The organism is Jiangella muralis (assembly GCF_001270745.1).
GTDB classification, from domain to species: Bacteria; Actinomycetota; Actinomycetes; order Jiangellales; family Jiangellaceae; genus Jiangella; species Jiangella muralis.
Window position 1 is genome coordinate 1 of record NZ_LFXL01000065.1, and the last position, 14063, is coordinate 14063.

Genomic DNA, 14063 nt, shown 5'->3' on the forward strand with positions numbered 1-14063 from the left:
GAGCCACCAACACACCGTGACCGATCCCCGGCCACGCAGGCCAGACGAAACATCGAGGCTAGGTGTACCCGGCCAGCTTGGTGATGACGGCCGGCCGTCAGGCAGCACCCGCGCGATCGACACGTCTGCCACCAGACGCTGCCTTCGCGCAGCAGGATCACCAGGCCGGCCGCCTCGTCGGTGGCTTGCCGCGCATCATGGGTACCGACATGGGAGACACGGCATTGGGAGGCAGCGATGACCGAACATCCCGACGGCGTCCGCCACACGACCCAGGAGGAGCGCGACCGCGCGATGGCCGTCCACTCCGTCGATGACGAAACCCGCGTTCACGGCGACGCCGACGAGACCGAGCAGGTCATGGGCGCCGACGGTGACCTGCGCACGCCCGAGCCCGAGCCCGGAGACGGCGACTGAGCTCACCCGGCGAGGAACGACAACCGCAGCTTCCGATCGCGGTTGTCGACGTTGGAGTCGACGACGACCACACTCTGCCAGGTGCCGAGTGCCGGCGCGCCGCCCAGCACGGGCAGGGTCAATGACGGCGCGATGAAGGCGGGCAGCACGTGGTCGCGGCCGTGGCCGAGGCTGCCGTGGCGGTGGTGGTAGACGTCCTCGCGCGGCAGCAGCCGGTCGACGGCGCCGGCGAGGTCGGGCTCGGTGCCGGAGCCGGTCTCGATCAGCGCCAGCCCGGCCGTCGCGTGCGGGACGAACAGGTGGCACAGGCCGTCGCCGCGGCCACGGCAGAAATCGAGCACGTCGCGGGTGACGTCGGTGACCAGGTCGGTGCCGGTGTGCAGGTCGATGATGCGGCTGTCCACGGGTCCATTCTGGCGGGCCGGGTCGTCGCGCGTGCCGGAAGGTGGACGTCTGCCCGTAACCTTCTGGCCAGTGAGGTGATCAGACTGCGCGGCGGGCGCCAACGGGAGGCGAGCGATCATCGGGGAAGACTTCGAGGTCGTGTTCGACGCGGCCCGCGCGGGCGCGCCGTGGGCCTTCGAACGCCTGTACACCGATCTCGCGCCGGTCGTCACGGGCTACCTGCGGCTCCAGGGGGCGGCCGAGCCCGACGACCTGACCAGCGAGGTCTTCCTCGGGGTGTTCGCCGGGCTGGCCTCGTTCGAGGGGACGGAGCCGCAGTTCCGGTCGTGGGTCTTCACCATCGCGCACCGCCGCCTGATCGACGAGCGGCGGCGGGTCGCGCGCCGTCCCAGTGAGCCGACCGACGACCCCGCCACGCTGGACGGGCCCGGCGGCGACGCCGAGGCGGAGGCGATCGACGCGCTCGGGCTGCGGCGCGTGTACGAGTTGTGCGCGACGCTCTCCGCGGAGCAGCGCGAGGTCGTCCTGCTGCGCGTCGTCGGCGACCTCACCGTCGAGCAGGTCGCCCAGACGGTCGGCCGGTCCGTCGGCGCGGTGAAGGCGCTGCAACGACGCGGTCTCACCGCGCTGCGAAAAAAAGTCCAGTGACCCCGTACCCCCTGACGTACCCGCGGCGATTACAGGGACGAGATGCTTCCGCTGCACCTACTCGACGAGGACGCCGTCGAGGCCCTGCTGACCGGCCGCCCGGTCACGCCCGAACTCGCGCCGTTGGCCGGCGCCGTCGGGCAGCTCCGTACTGCCGCGCGGCAGCCGGTGCGGCCGTCGGACGAGCTGGCGCGGCGCCTGGCCACGGGCGACTTCTCCGGCATCCCGCCGGCCCCGCTGCCTCCTGAGCCGTCCGGCCACCGCATCCGGACGTGGCTCGCCGGGGTCAGCCCGCGGGTGCGCGTCGTCACCGGTGCCGTGGTCATGTTCACCGGGCTGACCGCGGCCACGGCCGCGGGCGCGCTCCCCGGCGGGGCCCAGGATCACGTCGAGAAGTTCATCGAGACGGTGACGCCGATCACCTTCCAGCACGAGCAGCCCGAGCCGGGCATCGTCGAGGACGTCAGCGACACCCGCACCACCGAGCCCGACGACACGGGCCGGACCGAAGACCCCGGCGAGCCGGTGAGACCTCCCGGCAAGCCGGAGACCCCGCCCGGGAAGCCCCCGGAGAAGCCCGACAATCCCAACAAGCCCGAGGAGCCGCCGGGTAAACCGGAGACTCCGCCGGGCAAGCCCGCCGAGAAGCCCGACAACCCCAACAAGCCGGAGACTCCTCCAGCCAAACCAGAGAAGCCCGGTAACGAGGGCAACGGCAATTCAGGTAACGGGCAGGGTAATTCCGGGAACAACGGGAACGGTAATTCCGGTAACGGCAACAACGGCAACGGAAACGGCCCTTAAGGGCCCCTAGAACGCCCGACGTACCACGACGACGTCGGGTGCAGGTTGCGGCCCCGGTTCGCTGCGGAGGCCGGGGTCGCAACCTCAATCTTTCGCCGCGGTCCGGTGGCGTCCGAATGGGCGCCGCCGGACCGGGTAAGCGGACGCACGTCGCCCATTCGGGAGCCGGTCGGCACGGTCTTTGGCGCCGCCTGAGCCCGTCCGCACCCAAGGAGGGCACGGACGGGCGTCGAGCCACGTCAGACGGAGCGCTGGTAGGCCCGGAACGCCCGGGTCGCCAGCCAGGCCATGACGAGCGTCAGCGCGGCCAGCAGGCCGGCCCGGCCGAGAACGGCGGACCAGTCGGGGTGGCCGAGCAACGCGTCGCGGCCGGCCCGGGCGGCCCAGTCGACCGGGTTGTAACGGGCGGCGGTGCCGACCCAGCCGGGCAGCAGCGCCGGCGCCATCATCACCGTCGACATGAACGCCAGCGGCAGCGTCAGGAACTGCGACACGCCGATCAGCGACTCCTGCGACCGCAGCATCAGCGCCACCGCGCAGGACAGCGCCGCGAAGATCACCGCGAGCAGCGTGGCGCACAGCAGCACCACGAGCACGCCGGCCACGCCGCCGTCGTACCGGGCGCCGGCCAGCAGGCCGACCCCGAACACGATCAGCGACTGCACGACCGTCACGACCGCCTGGTAGGCCAGCGCGCCGGTGATCAGCGCGCCCCGGCTCACCGGCGACGTCAGGTTGCGGTCCATGACGCCGCGCTGCATGTCGTCGATGAACGCGGTGCCGGCCCAGCCGGCCGACATCATCGCCGTCATGACGATGACGCCGGGGGTGAGGTACTCCAGGTAGGAGATGTCGCCGAAGCCGGGCAGGTCGGCGACCCGCTCGAACAGCGCGCCGAACAGCAGTAGCCACACCATCGGCTGGAGCAGCGTGAACGCCAGGTACACCGGCTCGCGGCGCAGGATCCGCAGCGAGCGCCCGATCAGGTAGGCCGTCTGCCGCAGCGCCAGGCCGTGCTGGACGTCCGGCCGGGCCGGCGCCACGGGAGCGAGAGTCGCGCTCATGCCGCCACCTCCGTCCCGTCCAGGCCGGCGCGGTCGGCGCTGTGGAAGGACCGGCCCGCGTGCCGGAGGTAGACGTCGTCCAGCGAGGGCCGGGCGACGGTGACGGAGGCGAGCGGGACGCCGGCGCCCTCCAGCGCGGCGAGCAGCCCGGGGAGCGTCGCTGCGCCGTTGCCGACGCTGGCGTGCAGCCGGGCGCCGTCGGCGCCGACCGCGCTGACGCCGCGGACGGCGGCGATGGCGGCCCGGGCGGAGCCCTGCTGGCCCGGGTCGGCCAGCTCGACCTGGACGGTGTCGCCGTCGAGGCCGCCCTTCAGCTCCTCCGGCGTGCCCTCGGCGACGACCTGGCCGCGGTCGACGATGACCAGACGGTCGGCCAGGTGGTCGGCCTCCTCCAGGTAGTGGGTGGTGAGCAGGACGGTGACGCCGTCGGCCCGCGTGACGCCGGAGATCTCCGCCCACATGTCGGCGCGGGCCTCGGGGTCCAGGCCGGTGGTCGGCTCGTCGAGGAACAGCACGCGCGGTCGGTGCATGAGCGCCAGCGCGACGTCGAGCTTGCGCTGCATGCCGCCGGACCACGTCTTGGTGACGCGGTGCGCGGCGTCGGCCAGCCCGAACCGCTCCAGCAGCTGGTCGCCGCGGGCACGGATGTCCGAGCGAGACAGCCCGTAGATGTGGCCCTGCAACGTGAGGTTCTCGCGGCCGGTGGCGGTCGGGTCGAAGCACGGCTTCTGCGGGACGTAGCCGATGGCGTGCCGGACCCGGCCGGGCTCCTTCGCCACGTCCAGCCCGGCGACGACAGCGCTGCCGCTGTCCGGTGTCGAGAGCGTGGTGAGGATCTTCGTGGTGGTGGACTTGCCGGCGCCGTTCGGGCCGAGCAGGCCGAACACGGTGCCGCGGGGGACAGCGAAGCCGACGCCGGACAGCGCCCGGACGGCCTTCGCCCCCTTGCCGTAGGTCTTGACCAGACCCTCGGCCTCGATGGCGTGCTGCATGGTGCGGATCTCCTTCCGATGGGAAGGAACCGGTGCCGCACGGCGTCGCCCGTATCCTGGGTGGTGCAGGACCTGGGATCGGGGCGATCCGCGAGGTGAGTCTCCGGCTCCTGGTTTTCCGATCGGTTCCCGGCCGTGGTGTTGCAGCACCGTGGCCGGGAACCGTGGTTCTACGTGCCCTGCTCGTAGTGCTTGGCGAAGGCGAGATCGTCGGCGAACTCCACGCTGAGCTTCGCCTCGACCTCCTCCGGCGGCACGCCGGCGCCGCGCAGCTCGTGCATGCGCTGCCAGATCTCGAACCCGCCGAGGCTCCCGGTGCGCAGCCCGGCGAGCAGCTGCTCGACGAACGCGATCTCGGCCGCCAGCAGCGCGGCGGAGAACTCCGCCTCGATCAGGAACAGCTGCGGCAGCCCGACCGACCTCGCCTCCTCGAACATCGCCTCGACGGACTTCTGCTGGTAGAGCAGGTTGCGCAGCCGCTGGCCGAGCAGCTCGGTGACCTGATCGGGCGGCAGCGCGCCGGCCAGCGAGAGCGCCGCCTCGAACTGGGTGAACTCCTTCTTCGGGGTGCTCAGCAGCTCGACCAGCCAGTCGACCATGACCTGCGCGCCGGTCTCGGTGATGGCGTACGTGGTCCGCTCCGGTCGCCGGCCCTCGCGCACCGTCTCGGCCGCCTCGATCAGCCCGCGCTTCTGCAGCGACTCGACGACGGAGTACAGCGAGCCGTAGTTGAGCTTGATGCTGTCTTCCTTGCGCCGCTCGCGCAGGGTGCTGGACATCTCGTACGGGTGCATGGGCCGCTCGCCCAGCAGCACGAGAACAGCCAGCGCCAGCGGGTTGGACGGACGGGTCGCGGCCACGGCGCCTCCTCTGGTTCTCGTTCGAATACTCGACTTCGAGTATTCGCCTCCGAGTGAGCCTTGTCAACCGGCGGCGCCTAGGCCCGCCCCGTCCATGATCATCAACCGTTGGCGACGTCATGATGTCGCCAACGGTTGATGATCATGGGCGTCGCGCGCCTAGGCTGCGAGGCATGTCCAGCGACCACGTCATCGTCACCACGACGGCGGGCAGCGAGGCGGTGGCGCGCGAGCTGGCCGCCGGCGTCGTCGTGGCCCGGCTCGGCGCCTGCGCGCAGCTCGTCCCGATCACCAGCGTCTACCGGTGGGACGGTGAGGTGCGGACGGAGCCCGAGTGGCGGGTCGAGATCAAGACCACGGCGGCCAGGGCGGAGGCGCTGACGGCGCACCTGCTCGAGGTGCATCCGTACGACCTGCCGGAGATCGTCGTCACGCCGATCGTTGGCGGCAGCGAACCGTACCTGACCTGGGTCGACGCCGAGTCGAGCTGACCGCCGAGGGGAGTCCGGGCCCACGTTCGTGACGCGGGCCCGGCCACCCTGTGCGCCGGATCGGCGCGGGCACCCCCGTGACGAGCGCAGTGGCCCGCCGTACGTGATGACGCCCGACCCCGGTGGATGGTTGCATCGGGGCGCGGCGCGATCGATTGCCATCGCAAAGGATCTTGCTTCCGGGCGCCCGCCGTGCCAGAGTGACGTCCTCGTGTTGATCCAGGGAGACCTTGACAGTCCGCACGACGCTCAGTAAAGGTAGTCGTCGGATGACATCGGCACCACGTCCCCGCGTCGGGTGCCGACCACTGGAGGCTTGGCAGGACTCGGGGTGGAGTCCAGGCCTCCCGAACCGTTGGTGGTGAAGCGTCCGTGAGCAACGACGTCGCTGTGCAGGCCCGCGACTTCGGTGGCTGCACGATCCTGACCGTTCCCGGCGATCTCGACGCCGCGCTGGCCGACGAGATCCGGTGGGCCGCCAGTGCGGCCGAGAGCCGTCACGTCGTCGTCGATCTGGGCCGGGCCGGCTCGGTCGACCCGCTGGCGGCGACGGTGCTGGTCGGGCTGCACCAGCGCATCCACGCGCGAGGCGGTGGCGTCTGCGTCGTCACCCGCGACCTCGGGGTGCGCGCCCAGCTGGAGCGGTCCGCGACCGGCCCGGCGCCACGCTGCTACACCGAGATCGGCGACGCCCTCGAGGCGTCCATGTCCGAGCGGCAGGCCGGGCTCGCCCGGCTGGCCTGAGCCCGGCCCGCGGGCTCGCTCAGCCGAGCGTGGCCAGTTCCTCCGGCGAGAGCACGAGGTTGACGGCCGCGGTGGAGTCGCGGATCGTCTCCGGCCGGCTCGACCCCGGGATCGGGACCACACGCTCGCTCTTCGCCAGCATCCAGGCGAGGCACACCTGCTGCGGGCTGACGCCGTGCGCGGCGGCCACGCGGGCGAACGGCTCGTGTGCTGAGCCGAGGCCGCCGGCGCGGGAGATGCCGCCGAGCGGGCTCCACGGCAGGAACGCGATGCCGCGGCGGTCGCACAGCTCCAGCTCCGGTTCGCTGCTGCGGAACCGCGGCGAGAACTGGTTCTGCACCGACACCAGGCGGCCGCCCAGCACGTCGTCGGCGAGCGCGATCTGCTCCGGGTTCGCGTTCGAGACGCCGGCCATGCGGATCTTGCCGTCGTCGAGCAGGTCGCGCAGGGCGCCGACCGACTCCTCGTACGGGACCCGGGGGTCGGGCCGGTGGAACTGGTAGAGGCCGATCGCGTCGACGCCCAGGCGCTTCAGGGACGCCTCGCAGGCCCGCTTCAGGTAGTCGGGCGAGCCGTTCTTGGTCCACGACCCGTCGCCGGGGCGCAGGTGGCCGCCCTTCGTGGCGACGAGGACGCCGGACGTGTCGCCGCCGTAGCTCGCCAGTGCCGTGGCGATCAGCGTCTCGTTGTGGCCCACCTCGCCGGCGTGCAGGTGGTAGGCGTCGGCGGTGTCGATGAACGTGACACCCGCGTCGAGCGCCGCGTGGATCGTGGCGATCGAGCGGGCCTCGTCCGGCCGGCCCTCGATGGACATGGGCATACCGCCCAGCCCGATGGCGCTGACCTGGACGTCGCCGATGCGGCGGAACTGCATGGGAAGTGACCTCCGGGGATCGGGTGTGTGTGGGTCCAGTCTTCGCGCGGCGTCCACGGTGTGTCCAACAGGAGAACCCGAACGAATTCAGAAGCTACGATTCTCAATCGTGGAACTGCGGCACTTGGAGCACTTCGTCGCCGTCGCCGAGGAGGGGCACTTCACCCGGGCGGCGCAGCGTTTGATCATCAGCCAGTCCGGGCTGTCGGCGTCCATCCGGACGCTGGAGCGCGAGCTGGGCGCGGCACTGTTCCACCGCAACACCCGGCAGGTCAGCCTCACCGAGGCGGGCCGGGCGCTGCTGGCGGAGTCCCGCCGCACGCTGGCGTCGGTCGAGGCGGCCCGCGAGGCCGTGGCGGCCGTCAACGGCCTGCTGCGCGGGACGGTGCGCATCGGCGCCGAGCAGTGCCTGGGCGCCGTCGACGTCCCCGGCCTGCTGGCCCGGTTCCGGTCCGCGCACTCAGGCGTCGAGGTGCGTCTCGACCAGGCCGGCTCGGCCCGGCTGCTCGAGGGCGTCCGGTCCGGCCTCCTCGACGTCGCGTTCGTGCCGGTCGTCGCCCCGCCGCCGGAGGGCGTCGACCTCATGCCGCTCAGCGCCGAAGGGATGGTCGTCCTGTGCCGCCCGGACCACCCGCTGGCCGGGCGCGGCAGCATCGGGCTGGGCCGGCTGCACGGCACGGCGTTCGTCGACTTCCAGGAGGAGTGGGGCGCCCGGCAGCTGGCCGACGCCGCGTTCGCCGCGGCCGGCCTGGACCGCCGGGTGACCATGGAGGTCAACGACGTCCACACGCTGCTCGATCTCGTCGGGCACGGCCTCGGCGTCGCGCTGGTGCCCGAGCACGTCACCCGCAAGCGGGCCGCCCAGGGGGTGGACGTCCTCCAGGTCGAGGACGCCCTGCCGCGATGGGCGGTCTCCGTCGCCCTGCCTGCCGCCCAGCGCCGCGGGGTCGCCGTCGATCGCCTGCTGGAGCTGCTACGGACCAGCTAGCTTCGCTTGGTCTCCGAGACTCCGGCACTTGTGGGGCGCTTCGCCACACCTCGATGTCCGCCGCCGTCTTCGATGGTGAGAACCGTCCGAACGGCGCCTCGAACACGACTCCCGCCATCGAGGACGATGGCGGGAGTCGAGGACGACCAAACGGTGCGCCGGCACGAACGGCCAACGGACATCGGCCAGCCGTTCGGCGTGGCTAGGCCGCGGCGGCACCGACCCGGCTGCGCAGCTGGCTCAGGATGCGGGCCAGCAGCCGCGACACCTGCATCTGGGTGACGCCGAGCTCCTTGGCGATCTCCTGCTGCGTCCAGCCCTTGAAGAAGCGCAGGTAGAGGATGTGCCGGTCACGCTGCTTCAGGTCGCGGCAGGCCGGGGCCAGCGCGACCACGGCCTCGGCGCGGGCGAAGCCTTCGTCGTGCTCGCCGAGGGTCTCGGCCAGCGGCGTCTCTTCGCCGCCGGTGCCGCGGTAGTCGATGGAGGCCACCGTGAAGCACTCGTGCGACGCGCTGGCCTCCAGGACGTCCTCCAGCTCGACGCCGAGGTGCTCGGCCAGTTCGGCCGGTGTGGGCGCCGCACCCTTGGCCTGCGCGATCTCCGCCGTGGCGGCGGTGACCCGGGCGTGCAGCTCCTGGATCCGGCGCGGCGGCCGGACCGTCCAGCCGTGGTCGCGGAAGTACCGCTTGACCTCGCCGGTGATGGTGGGGACCGCGAAGGACACGAAGTCCTTGCCGCGGTCGGGGTCGAACCGCTGGGCGGCGTTGACCAGGCCGAGATTGGCGACCTGCAGGAGGTCGTCGCGCTCGATGCCGCGGCCGGAGTAGCGCCGGGCGATCGACTCGGCCAGCTTCAGGTGAAGGAGAACGACCTCGTCGATGATGCGCTGACGCTGCCGGCCGGTGCTCGTGGCGGCCTGGCGGAGCAGGTCGTTGGTGAGTTCGTGACGGTCGAGCTTCTGGTGCTGGTGGTTGTCCGTCGTCGCGAGAACGTGGGTCTGCACGGCCTACACCTCATCCAGAATGAAGCGGAAGTGGCGATTGCTTGACCACGTGCATCCCACCGAATCACAGTGACGCGTTCGTTATCAAGCCCCTTCCGAACAGAACGGTCCGTCTACCCCTCGGCGGCGGCCGCCGGAGGGGGCGCTGAACAGGGCGGACGGGGTGCGGCGAGCGGTCCGGACCGCGGACGAAACCGGGCCCGGACGCACCGCTGCCCCCGTACCTGCGAGAGGCACGGGGGCAGCGGTGTGACAGGTCGATCAGACCGGACGGACCGCGTCAGCCTGCGGACCCTTCGGGCCCTGGGTGATCTCGAACTCCACCCGCTGGTTCTCGTCCAGCGAGCGGTAGCCGTCGGACTGAATCGCCGAGTAGTGCACGAAGACGTCCGGCTCGCCGTTGTCCTGTGCGATGAAGCCGAAGCCCTTCTCGGCGTTGAACCACTTCACGGTTCCCTGTGCCATGTGCCGTGTCCTCCTACGGGACGGTGACGAAGGCCGCACCGTGCGACCTCCGGGTTGCTGCCGCCGTCTCCCGCTACCACAGTGCTGGAGGCACAGAGAAGCGAAAAACGCCCGCGATAACATCCCACGGGCGTTCAAGGACGTGCGAGGAACTGTTACTGCAACCGCGGAAACAGTACCACCTTGGGCCCGCGCCGGGAAGCATACGATGATCGAACGCTAGTTGCACAAGTGTGCGTCCCACTTCGTGAACGTGGCGTATCAGGGCAACTTCCAGTCGACGGGCGGTGCGCCAAGCCCTTGCAGGAGCTCGTTTGCCCTACTGAACGGGCGTGAGCCGAAGAAACCGTTGCGGGCCGACATGGGGCTCGGGTGGGCCGACTCAATACATGGAACGTTACCAAGTAGTGGCCGGAGATTTCTCGCATCGCGACCCCAGAGGATGGCCACGAAAGGCGTTCCGCGTCCGACGAGCGCCCGGATGGCTTGCTCGGTGACTTCTTCCCAGCCCTTTCCCCGGTGCGCGGCGGGATTTCTCGGCGCCACCGTCAGGGCCCGGTTGAGCAGCAGCACGCCATGCTCGGCCCACGGGGTGAGGTCGCCGTTGGCGGGCGCCGGGTGGCCGAGGTCGGCGGTGTACTCCTGGAAGATGTTGACGAGGCTCGGCGGCAGCGGGCGGACCTCTGGCGCCACCGAGAAGCTCAGCCCGATGGCGTGGCCCGGCGTCGGGTACGGGTCCTGGCCCACGATGAGCACCCGGACGTCGTCGAACGGCTGGGTGAACGCGCGCAGGACGTTCGGCCCGGCGGGGAGGTAGGTGCGGCCGGCAGCCAGCTCCGCGCGCAGGAACTCGCCCATGGCGGCGATGCGCGGGGCGACCGGCTCGAGGGCGCGCGCCCAGCCGGGATCGACGAGTTCGGAGAGCGGCCGAGCAGTCATGGCGGCCACCTTATAGAAGAGGCCGTTGCGGCGGCGTCAGGACCGGCGCGCGGCGAAAGTGACCAGTGCCCCTCGTCAGTCGGCGCCTGCGACGAGCGGTTCGAGCGTGACGTCGGGGTGCCGGCGCTGCACCGACGCCAGCCGCCACTTGTCCGGGAACAGCGCCAGCAGGGCGCCGTCGCGGCGCTCGGCCACCTCGACGCCGGCCTCCGCGTTCAGCACCGGCGTGCCGCCGGCGTCGGTGCGCCGGGCCAGGCCGTAGGGGAGGGAGTCGAGCGCGACCGGCACCCCGAACTCCTGGCCGAGGCGGGTCGTGGCGACCTCGAACTGCAGCGGCCCGACGGCGGCCAGGATCGGTGCGCCGTCGCCGCGGCGGTTCGAGGTGAGGATCTGGACGACGCCCTCCTCGGCCAGCTGCTCGATGCCGCGGCGGAACTGCTTGGCCTTGCTGGTATCGGTGGTGCGCGCGGTGACGAAGTGCTCGGGCGCGAACGACGGCATCGGCGGGAACGCGACCGGCGCGCCGTCGGCGTACAAGGTGTCGCCCACGGTCAGCGCGTTCGCGTTGACCAGGCCGACGATGTCGCCGGGGTAGGCGATGTCGATGGTCTCGCGCTCGCGGCCGAGCATGGTGCGGGCGTACTTGGTGGCGAACGGCCGGCCGGTGGCGGCGTGCGTGACGACGGCGCCGCGCTCGAACCGTCCGGAGCAGACGCGGACGAAGGCCAGCCGGTCGCGGTGCGCCTTGTCCATGCCGGCCTGCACCTTGAACACCAGCCCCGAGAACGGCGCGTCGACGGGGCGCGGCGTGCCCTCGGCGTCGGGCCGGGCGGTGGGCGGCGGGGCCAGCGCGACGACGGCGTCGAGCAGCTGGCGCACGCCGACGTTCGCCACGGCGGCGCCGAACAGCAGCGGCGTCGACGTGCCGGCGTGGAAGGTCTCGAGGTCGAGGGTGTCGAGCAGCGACACCTCGTCCAGCGCGGTGCCCCAGGCGTCGGCGTGCCGCTCCTTGGCCTCGGCCGCCGTGAGCACCTGCTCCCCGGCGATGCGCGCGCCGCCGGGCGCCCGCTCGAACGTCGTCATGGTCTCGTCGTCGCGGTCGAGCAGCCCATGGAACGCGCCGGCCTCGCCGACCGGCCAGTTCAGCGGCGTGGCCGTCAGCCCGATGCGCTGGTCGAGCTCGTCGACCAGCTCGAGGACGTGCATGCCCGGCCGGTCCCACTTGTTGACGAACGTGATGACCGGGACGCCGCGATGACGGCAGACGTCGAACAGCTTCAGCGTCTGCGGCTCGAGGCCCTTGGCGGCGTCGAGCAGCATGACGGCGCAGTCGACGGCGGCCAGCACCCGGTAGGTGTCCTCGGAGAAGTCGGCGTGCCCCGGTGTGTCGAGCAGGTTGACGACGTGGCCCTGGTACTCGAACTGCAACGCCGCCGACGTGACGGAGATGCCGCGCTCCTGCTCCATCTCCATCCAGTCGGAGATGGTGCCGCGCCGCCCGGCCTTGCCGTGCACCGCGCCGGCCTCGCCGATGACCCGCGCGTGCAGCGCCAGCGCCTCGGTGATCGTCGACTTCCCGGCATCGGGATGGCTGATGACGGCGAACGTCCGGCGCCGTGCCGCCTCGGCGGCGACGCCGGAGGCAGCAGCCGACGACGCGGCGGGGGTGGGGGGCATGCGTTCGATTGTAGGTGCGGCCGGGTGGCCGGATGTCGCGGTAGGTCGGCGTGATCACGCCTGGGCGCCGCCCGCTCGCCGGACGGACGATCGGGAGATGAGCAGAGCGCTACTCGTCATCGACGTCCAGGAGTCGTTCCGGCAGCGGCCGAGCTGGGAGCTGATCTCCGACCCGGACGTCGCCGCCAAGGCCGGCCGGCTGGTGGACCACGCTCGCGCGCAGGGCGACCTCGTCGTGTGGGTGCTGCACACCGAGCCGGGCACCGGCACGGTCTTCGACCCGGAGCTGGGGCACGTCCGGCTGCTGCCCGGCCTGGACCCGCGGCCCGGCGAGCCGGTGCTGACGAAGACGTCGCACAACGCGTTCACCACGACCGCGTTGCAGCAGCTGCTGACCGAGCGCGGCGTCCGCGAGGTGGCGGTCAGCGGCATCCGCACCGAGCAGTGCTGCGAGACGACGGCGCGGCTGGCGTCGGACCTCGGCTACCGGGTGACGTTCGTCATCGACGCGACCGCGACGAACCCGATCGAGCACCCCGAGGCGCCGGCCGGGCGGACCAACGCGGAGATCCTGGCCGACCCCCGCACCCTCGGCGTCGAGGAGATCATGACGCGGACGGAGTACGCGCTGGCCGGCCGGTTCGCGACCGTGGTACGCATCGACGATGTGGTGGGTGCGCCGACGCTGGCAGGCTAGTGACATGGACAGTGCACGGGTCACAGCGTGGGTCGAGGCCTATGAGCGCGCCTGGCGCACGCCCGGCGTCGAGTCGCTCGGCGAGCTGTTCGCCGCCGACGCGACCTACCAGCAGAGTCCCTACCAGGACCCGGTCGTCGGACTGCCGGCCATCGAGCGGATGTGGGAGGCCGAGCGCAACGGCCCGGACGAGGTGTTCCGCATGGTCACCGAGGTGGTGGCGGTCGACGGCGACACAGCGGTCGTGCGGGCCGAGGTCTGGTACGGCGACCCGGTGGTGCAGGCGTACCGCGACGTGTGGATCGTCCGCTTGGGCGACGACGGACGCTGCACCTGGTTCGAGGAGTGGCCGTTCGCGCCGCCCCGTCGCGAGACCGGGTCTTGATCTCCTAGATGAGTGAGTCCGATTGATCTTGGCTACGCAGCTGTGTGGCCGGCCGGGGCGGGGGTGCGGCCGCGGCTTCAACCGCGGGCGTCGGGGACGGCCCAACGGTGCGCCGGCAGAAACGGCGCACGTGCACGGGCGAACGGTGCAGGCATGTGCCGCACTTCCCCGGGCAGCAGGGGGACGGTCCACGTGGCCATGACGGCCAACCGCCGCACGACGGCGAACCGTTACGCGATCCCCAACGCCACCGTGTGAGATCGCTGCGCCGGGTGGGGTGGATCACTGTTGCCCTGGCAACAGCGACGCCACCCAGCAAACACAGTGATCCCACCCAGTGACGCGCCAGGGCGCACAGTCGTCGCGGCCGAGGTCGACGTGAGATCGCTGCGGAAACGACGCGGCATCACTGTCGCGGACACGACAGTCTTCTCCCATCGATCACGCAGCCATCCCACACCGTTGCGCCGGGCCGTGCCACCGAACGTGGCCGGTCACCCTTGCGTCTGCACCTATGCAGCGGGACCAGCCACCCGACGCTCGCTCGAACTCGGTTCGAGTGTCGGCATGTCGGAGACCAAGCGAAGCTGATATAGGTCGGTAGTCCTTC

General features: G+C 71.5%; 17 protein-coding genes. 8 read left to right on the plus strand and 9 right to left on the minus strand.

Annotated elements, in window-relative coordinates; genetic code table 11:
• Positions 1-237 precede the first annotated feature (237 nt).
• Positions 238-417, plus strand: a complete 180-nt coding sequence (locus ACW62_RS32280) for a hypothetical protein (protein WP_053208239.1) — start codon at positions 238-240, stop codon at positions 415-417.
• A gap of 2 nt (positions 418-419) precedes the next feature.
• Here the strand turns inward: ACW62_RS32280 and ACW62_RS32285 are convergent, their stop codons facing one another.
• Positions 420-809, minus strand: coding sequence for a YjbQ family protein (locus ACW62_RS32285; RefSeq protein ID WP_420843636.1), 390 nt, complete (start codon positions 807-809; stop codon positions 420-422).
• 151 nt (positions 810-960) lie between these two features.
• Here ACW62_RS32285 and ACW62_RS32290 point away from each other — a divergent pair, with 151 nt between their 5' ends.
• Positions 961-1470: an RNA polymerase sigma factor gene (locus tag ACW62_RS32290; protein WP_053208241.1), complete on the plus strand. Its 510-nt coding sequence runs from the start codon at positions 961-963 to the stop codon at positions 1468-1470.
• Between the two features lie 42 nt (positions 1471-1512).
• A complete protein-coding gene (locus ACW62_RS32295; protein ID WP_053208242.1) occupies positions 1513-2274 on the plus strand; it encodes a hypothetical protein in 762 nt (253 codons plus the stop codon).
• A gap of 239 nt (positions 2275-2513) precedes the next feature.
• Here the strand turns inward: ACW62_RS32295 and ACW62_RS32300 are convergent, their stop codons facing one another.
• From ACW62_RS32300 to ACW62_RS32310, 3 genes are all read right to left on the minus strand, one after another.
• On the minus strand, positions 2514-3338 hold the full coding sequence (locus tag ACW62_RS32300) for an ABC transporter permease (RefSeq protein WP_053208243.1): 825 nt from the start codon (positions 3336-3338) through the stop codon (positions 2514-2516).
• On the minus strand, positions 3335-4330 hold the full coding sequence (locus ACW62_RS32305) for an ATP-binding cassette domain-containing protein (RefSeq protein WP_053208244.1): 996 nt from the start codon (positions 4328-4330) through the stop codon (positions 3335-3337). The genes ACW62_RS32300 and ACW62_RS32305 overlap by 4 nt, the downstream gene beginning before the upstream one ends.
• A 170-nt stretch (positions 4331-4500) precedes the next feature.
• Positions 4501-5190: a PadR family transcriptional regulator gene (locus ACW62_RS32310; RefSeq protein ID WP_053208245.1), complete on the minus strand. Its 690-nt coding sequence runs from the start codon at positions 5188-5190 to the stop codon at positions 4501-4503.
• A 173-nt stretch (positions 5191-5363) separates the two neighbouring features.
• Between ACW62_RS32310 and cutA the strand changes: the two genes are divergently transcribed.
• Positions 5364-5681: a divalent-cation tolerance protein CutA gene (cutA, locus tag ACW62_RS32315; protein ID WP_053208246.1), complete on the plus strand. Its 318-nt coding sequence runs from the start codon at positions 5364-5366 to the stop codon at positions 5679-5681.
• 372 nt (positions 5682-6053) lie between these two features.
• Positions 6054-6425 (plus strand): STAS domain-containing protein, encoded by a 372-nt coding sequence (locus tag ACW62_RS32320; RefSeq protein ID WP_083460438.1) that lies wholly within the window; start codon positions 6054-6056, stop codon positions 6423-6425.
• Between the two features lie 19 nt (positions 6426-6444).
• On the opposite strand, the gene ACW62_RS32325 is transcribed toward ACW62_RS32320, so the two are convergent.
• The gene (locus ACW62_RS32325) at positions 6445-7299 is read right to left on the minus strand and encodes an aldo/keto reductase (protein ID WP_053208248.1); all 855 of its coding nucleotides are present in this window, start codon (positions 7297-7299) and stop codon (positions 6445-6447) included.
• Between the two features lie 109 nt (positions 7300-7408).
• On the opposite strand from ACW62_RS32325, the gene ACW62_RS32330 reads away from it, so the two are divergent.
• Positions 7409-8287, plus strand: a complete 879-nt coding sequence (locus tag ACW62_RS32330; protein ID WP_053208249.1) for a LysR family transcriptional regulator — start codon at positions 7409-7411, stop codon at positions 8285-8287.
• 202 nt (positions 8288-8489) lie between these two features.
• Here ACW62_RS32330 and ACW62_RS32335 read toward each other — a convergent pair whose 3' ends face one another.
• The 4 genes from ACW62_RS32335 to ACW62_RS32350 all read right to left on the minus strand — a co-directional run bounded on the left by ACW62_RS32335 (position 8490) and on the right by ACW62_RS32350 (position 12371).
• Entirely contained in the window at positions 8490-9290 is an 801-nt protein-coding gene (locus ACW62_RS32335) for a SigB/SigF/SigG family RNA polymerase sigma factor (protein WP_053208250.1), read from the minus strand.
• A 261-nt stretch (positions 9291-9551) separates the two neighbouring features.
• A complete protein-coding gene (locus ACW62_RS32340; protein WP_053208251.1) occupies positions 9552-9755 on the minus strand; it encodes a cold-shock protein in 204 nt (67 codons plus the stop codon).
• Between the two features lie 261 nt (positions 9756-10016).
• Positions 10017-10694: a uracil-DNA glycosylase gene (locus ACW62_RS32345; RefSeq protein WP_053208252.1), complete on the minus strand. Its 678-nt coding sequence runs from the start codon at positions 10692-10694 to the stop codon at positions 10017-10019.
• A 75-nt stretch (positions 10695-10769) separates the two neighbouring features.
• On the minus strand, positions 10770-12371 hold the full coding sequence (locus tag ACW62_RS32350) for a peptide chain release factor 3 (protein ID WP_053208253.1): 1602 nt from the start codon (positions 12369-12371) through the stop codon (positions 10770-10772).
• A 97-nt stretch (positions 12372-12468) separates the two neighbouring features.
• Here ACW62_RS32350 and ACW62_RS32355 point away from each other — a divergent pair, with 97 nt between their 5' ends.
• Positions 12469-13068 carry a cysteine hydrolase family protein gene (locus ACW62_RS32355; RefSeq protein ID WP_053208254.1) on the plus strand — a complete coding sequence of 200 codons (600 nt, stop codon included), beginning with the start codon at positions 12469-12471 and terminating at the stop codon, positions 13066-13068.
• A 4-nt stretch (positions 13069-13072) separates the two neighbouring features.
• Positions 13073-13453: a YybH family protein gene (locus ACW62_RS32360; RefSeq protein WP_053208255.1), complete on the plus strand. Its 381-nt coding sequence runs from the start codon at positions 13073-13075 to the stop codon at positions 13451-13453.
• Positions 13454-14063 lie beyond the last annotated feature (610 nt).

Excerpts from the sequence above, each read along its gene's own strand:
- ACW62_RS32280 (WP_053208239.1), top strand. The coding sequence starts at position 238 with ATGACCGAACATCCCGACGGCGTCCGCCACACGACCCAGGAGGAGCGC.
- ACW62_RS32295 (WP_053208242.1), top strand. The coding sequence starts at position 1,513 with ATGCTTCCGCTGCACCTACTCGACGAGGACGCCGTCGAGGCCCTGCTG.
- ACW62_RS32300 (WP_053208243.1), bottom strand. The coding sequence starts at position 3,338 with ATGAGCGCGACTCTCGCTCCCGTGGCGCCGGCCCGGCCGGACGTCCAG.
- ACW62_RS32305 (WP_053208244.1), bottom strand. The coding sequence starts at position 4,330 with ATGCAGCACGCCATCGAGGCCGAGGGTCTGGTCAAGACCTACGGCAAG.
- cutA (WP_053208246.1), top strand. The coding sequence starts at position 5,364 with ATGTCCAGCGACCACGTCATCGTCACCACGACGGCGGGCAGCGAGGCG.
- ACW62_RS32325 (WP_053208248.1), bottom strand. The coding sequence starts at position 7,299 with ATGCAGTTCCGCCGCATCGGCGACGTCCAGGTCAGCGCCATCGGGCTG.
- ACW62_RS32340 (WP_053208251.1), bottom strand. The coding sequence starts at position 9,755 with ATGGCACAGGGAACCGTGAAGTGGTTCAACGCCGAGAAGGGCTTCGGC.
- ACW62_RS32345 (WP_053208252.1), bottom strand. The coding sequence starts at position 10,694 with ATGACTGCTCGGCCGCTCTCCGAACTCGTCGATCCCGGCTGGGCGCGC.
- ACW62_RS32350 (WP_053208253.1), bottom strand. The coding sequence starts at position 12,371 with ATGCCCCCCACCCCCGCCGCGTCGTCGGCTGCTGCCTCCGGCGTCGCC.
- ACW62_RS32355 (WP_053208254.1), top strand. The coding sequence starts at position 12,469 with ATGAGCAGAGCGCTACTCGTCATCGACGTCCAGGAGTCGTTCCGGCAG.
- ACW62_RS32360 (WP_053208255.1), top strand. The coding sequence starts at position 13,073 with ATGGACAGTGCACGGGTCACAGCGTGGGTCGAGGCCTATGAGCGCGCC.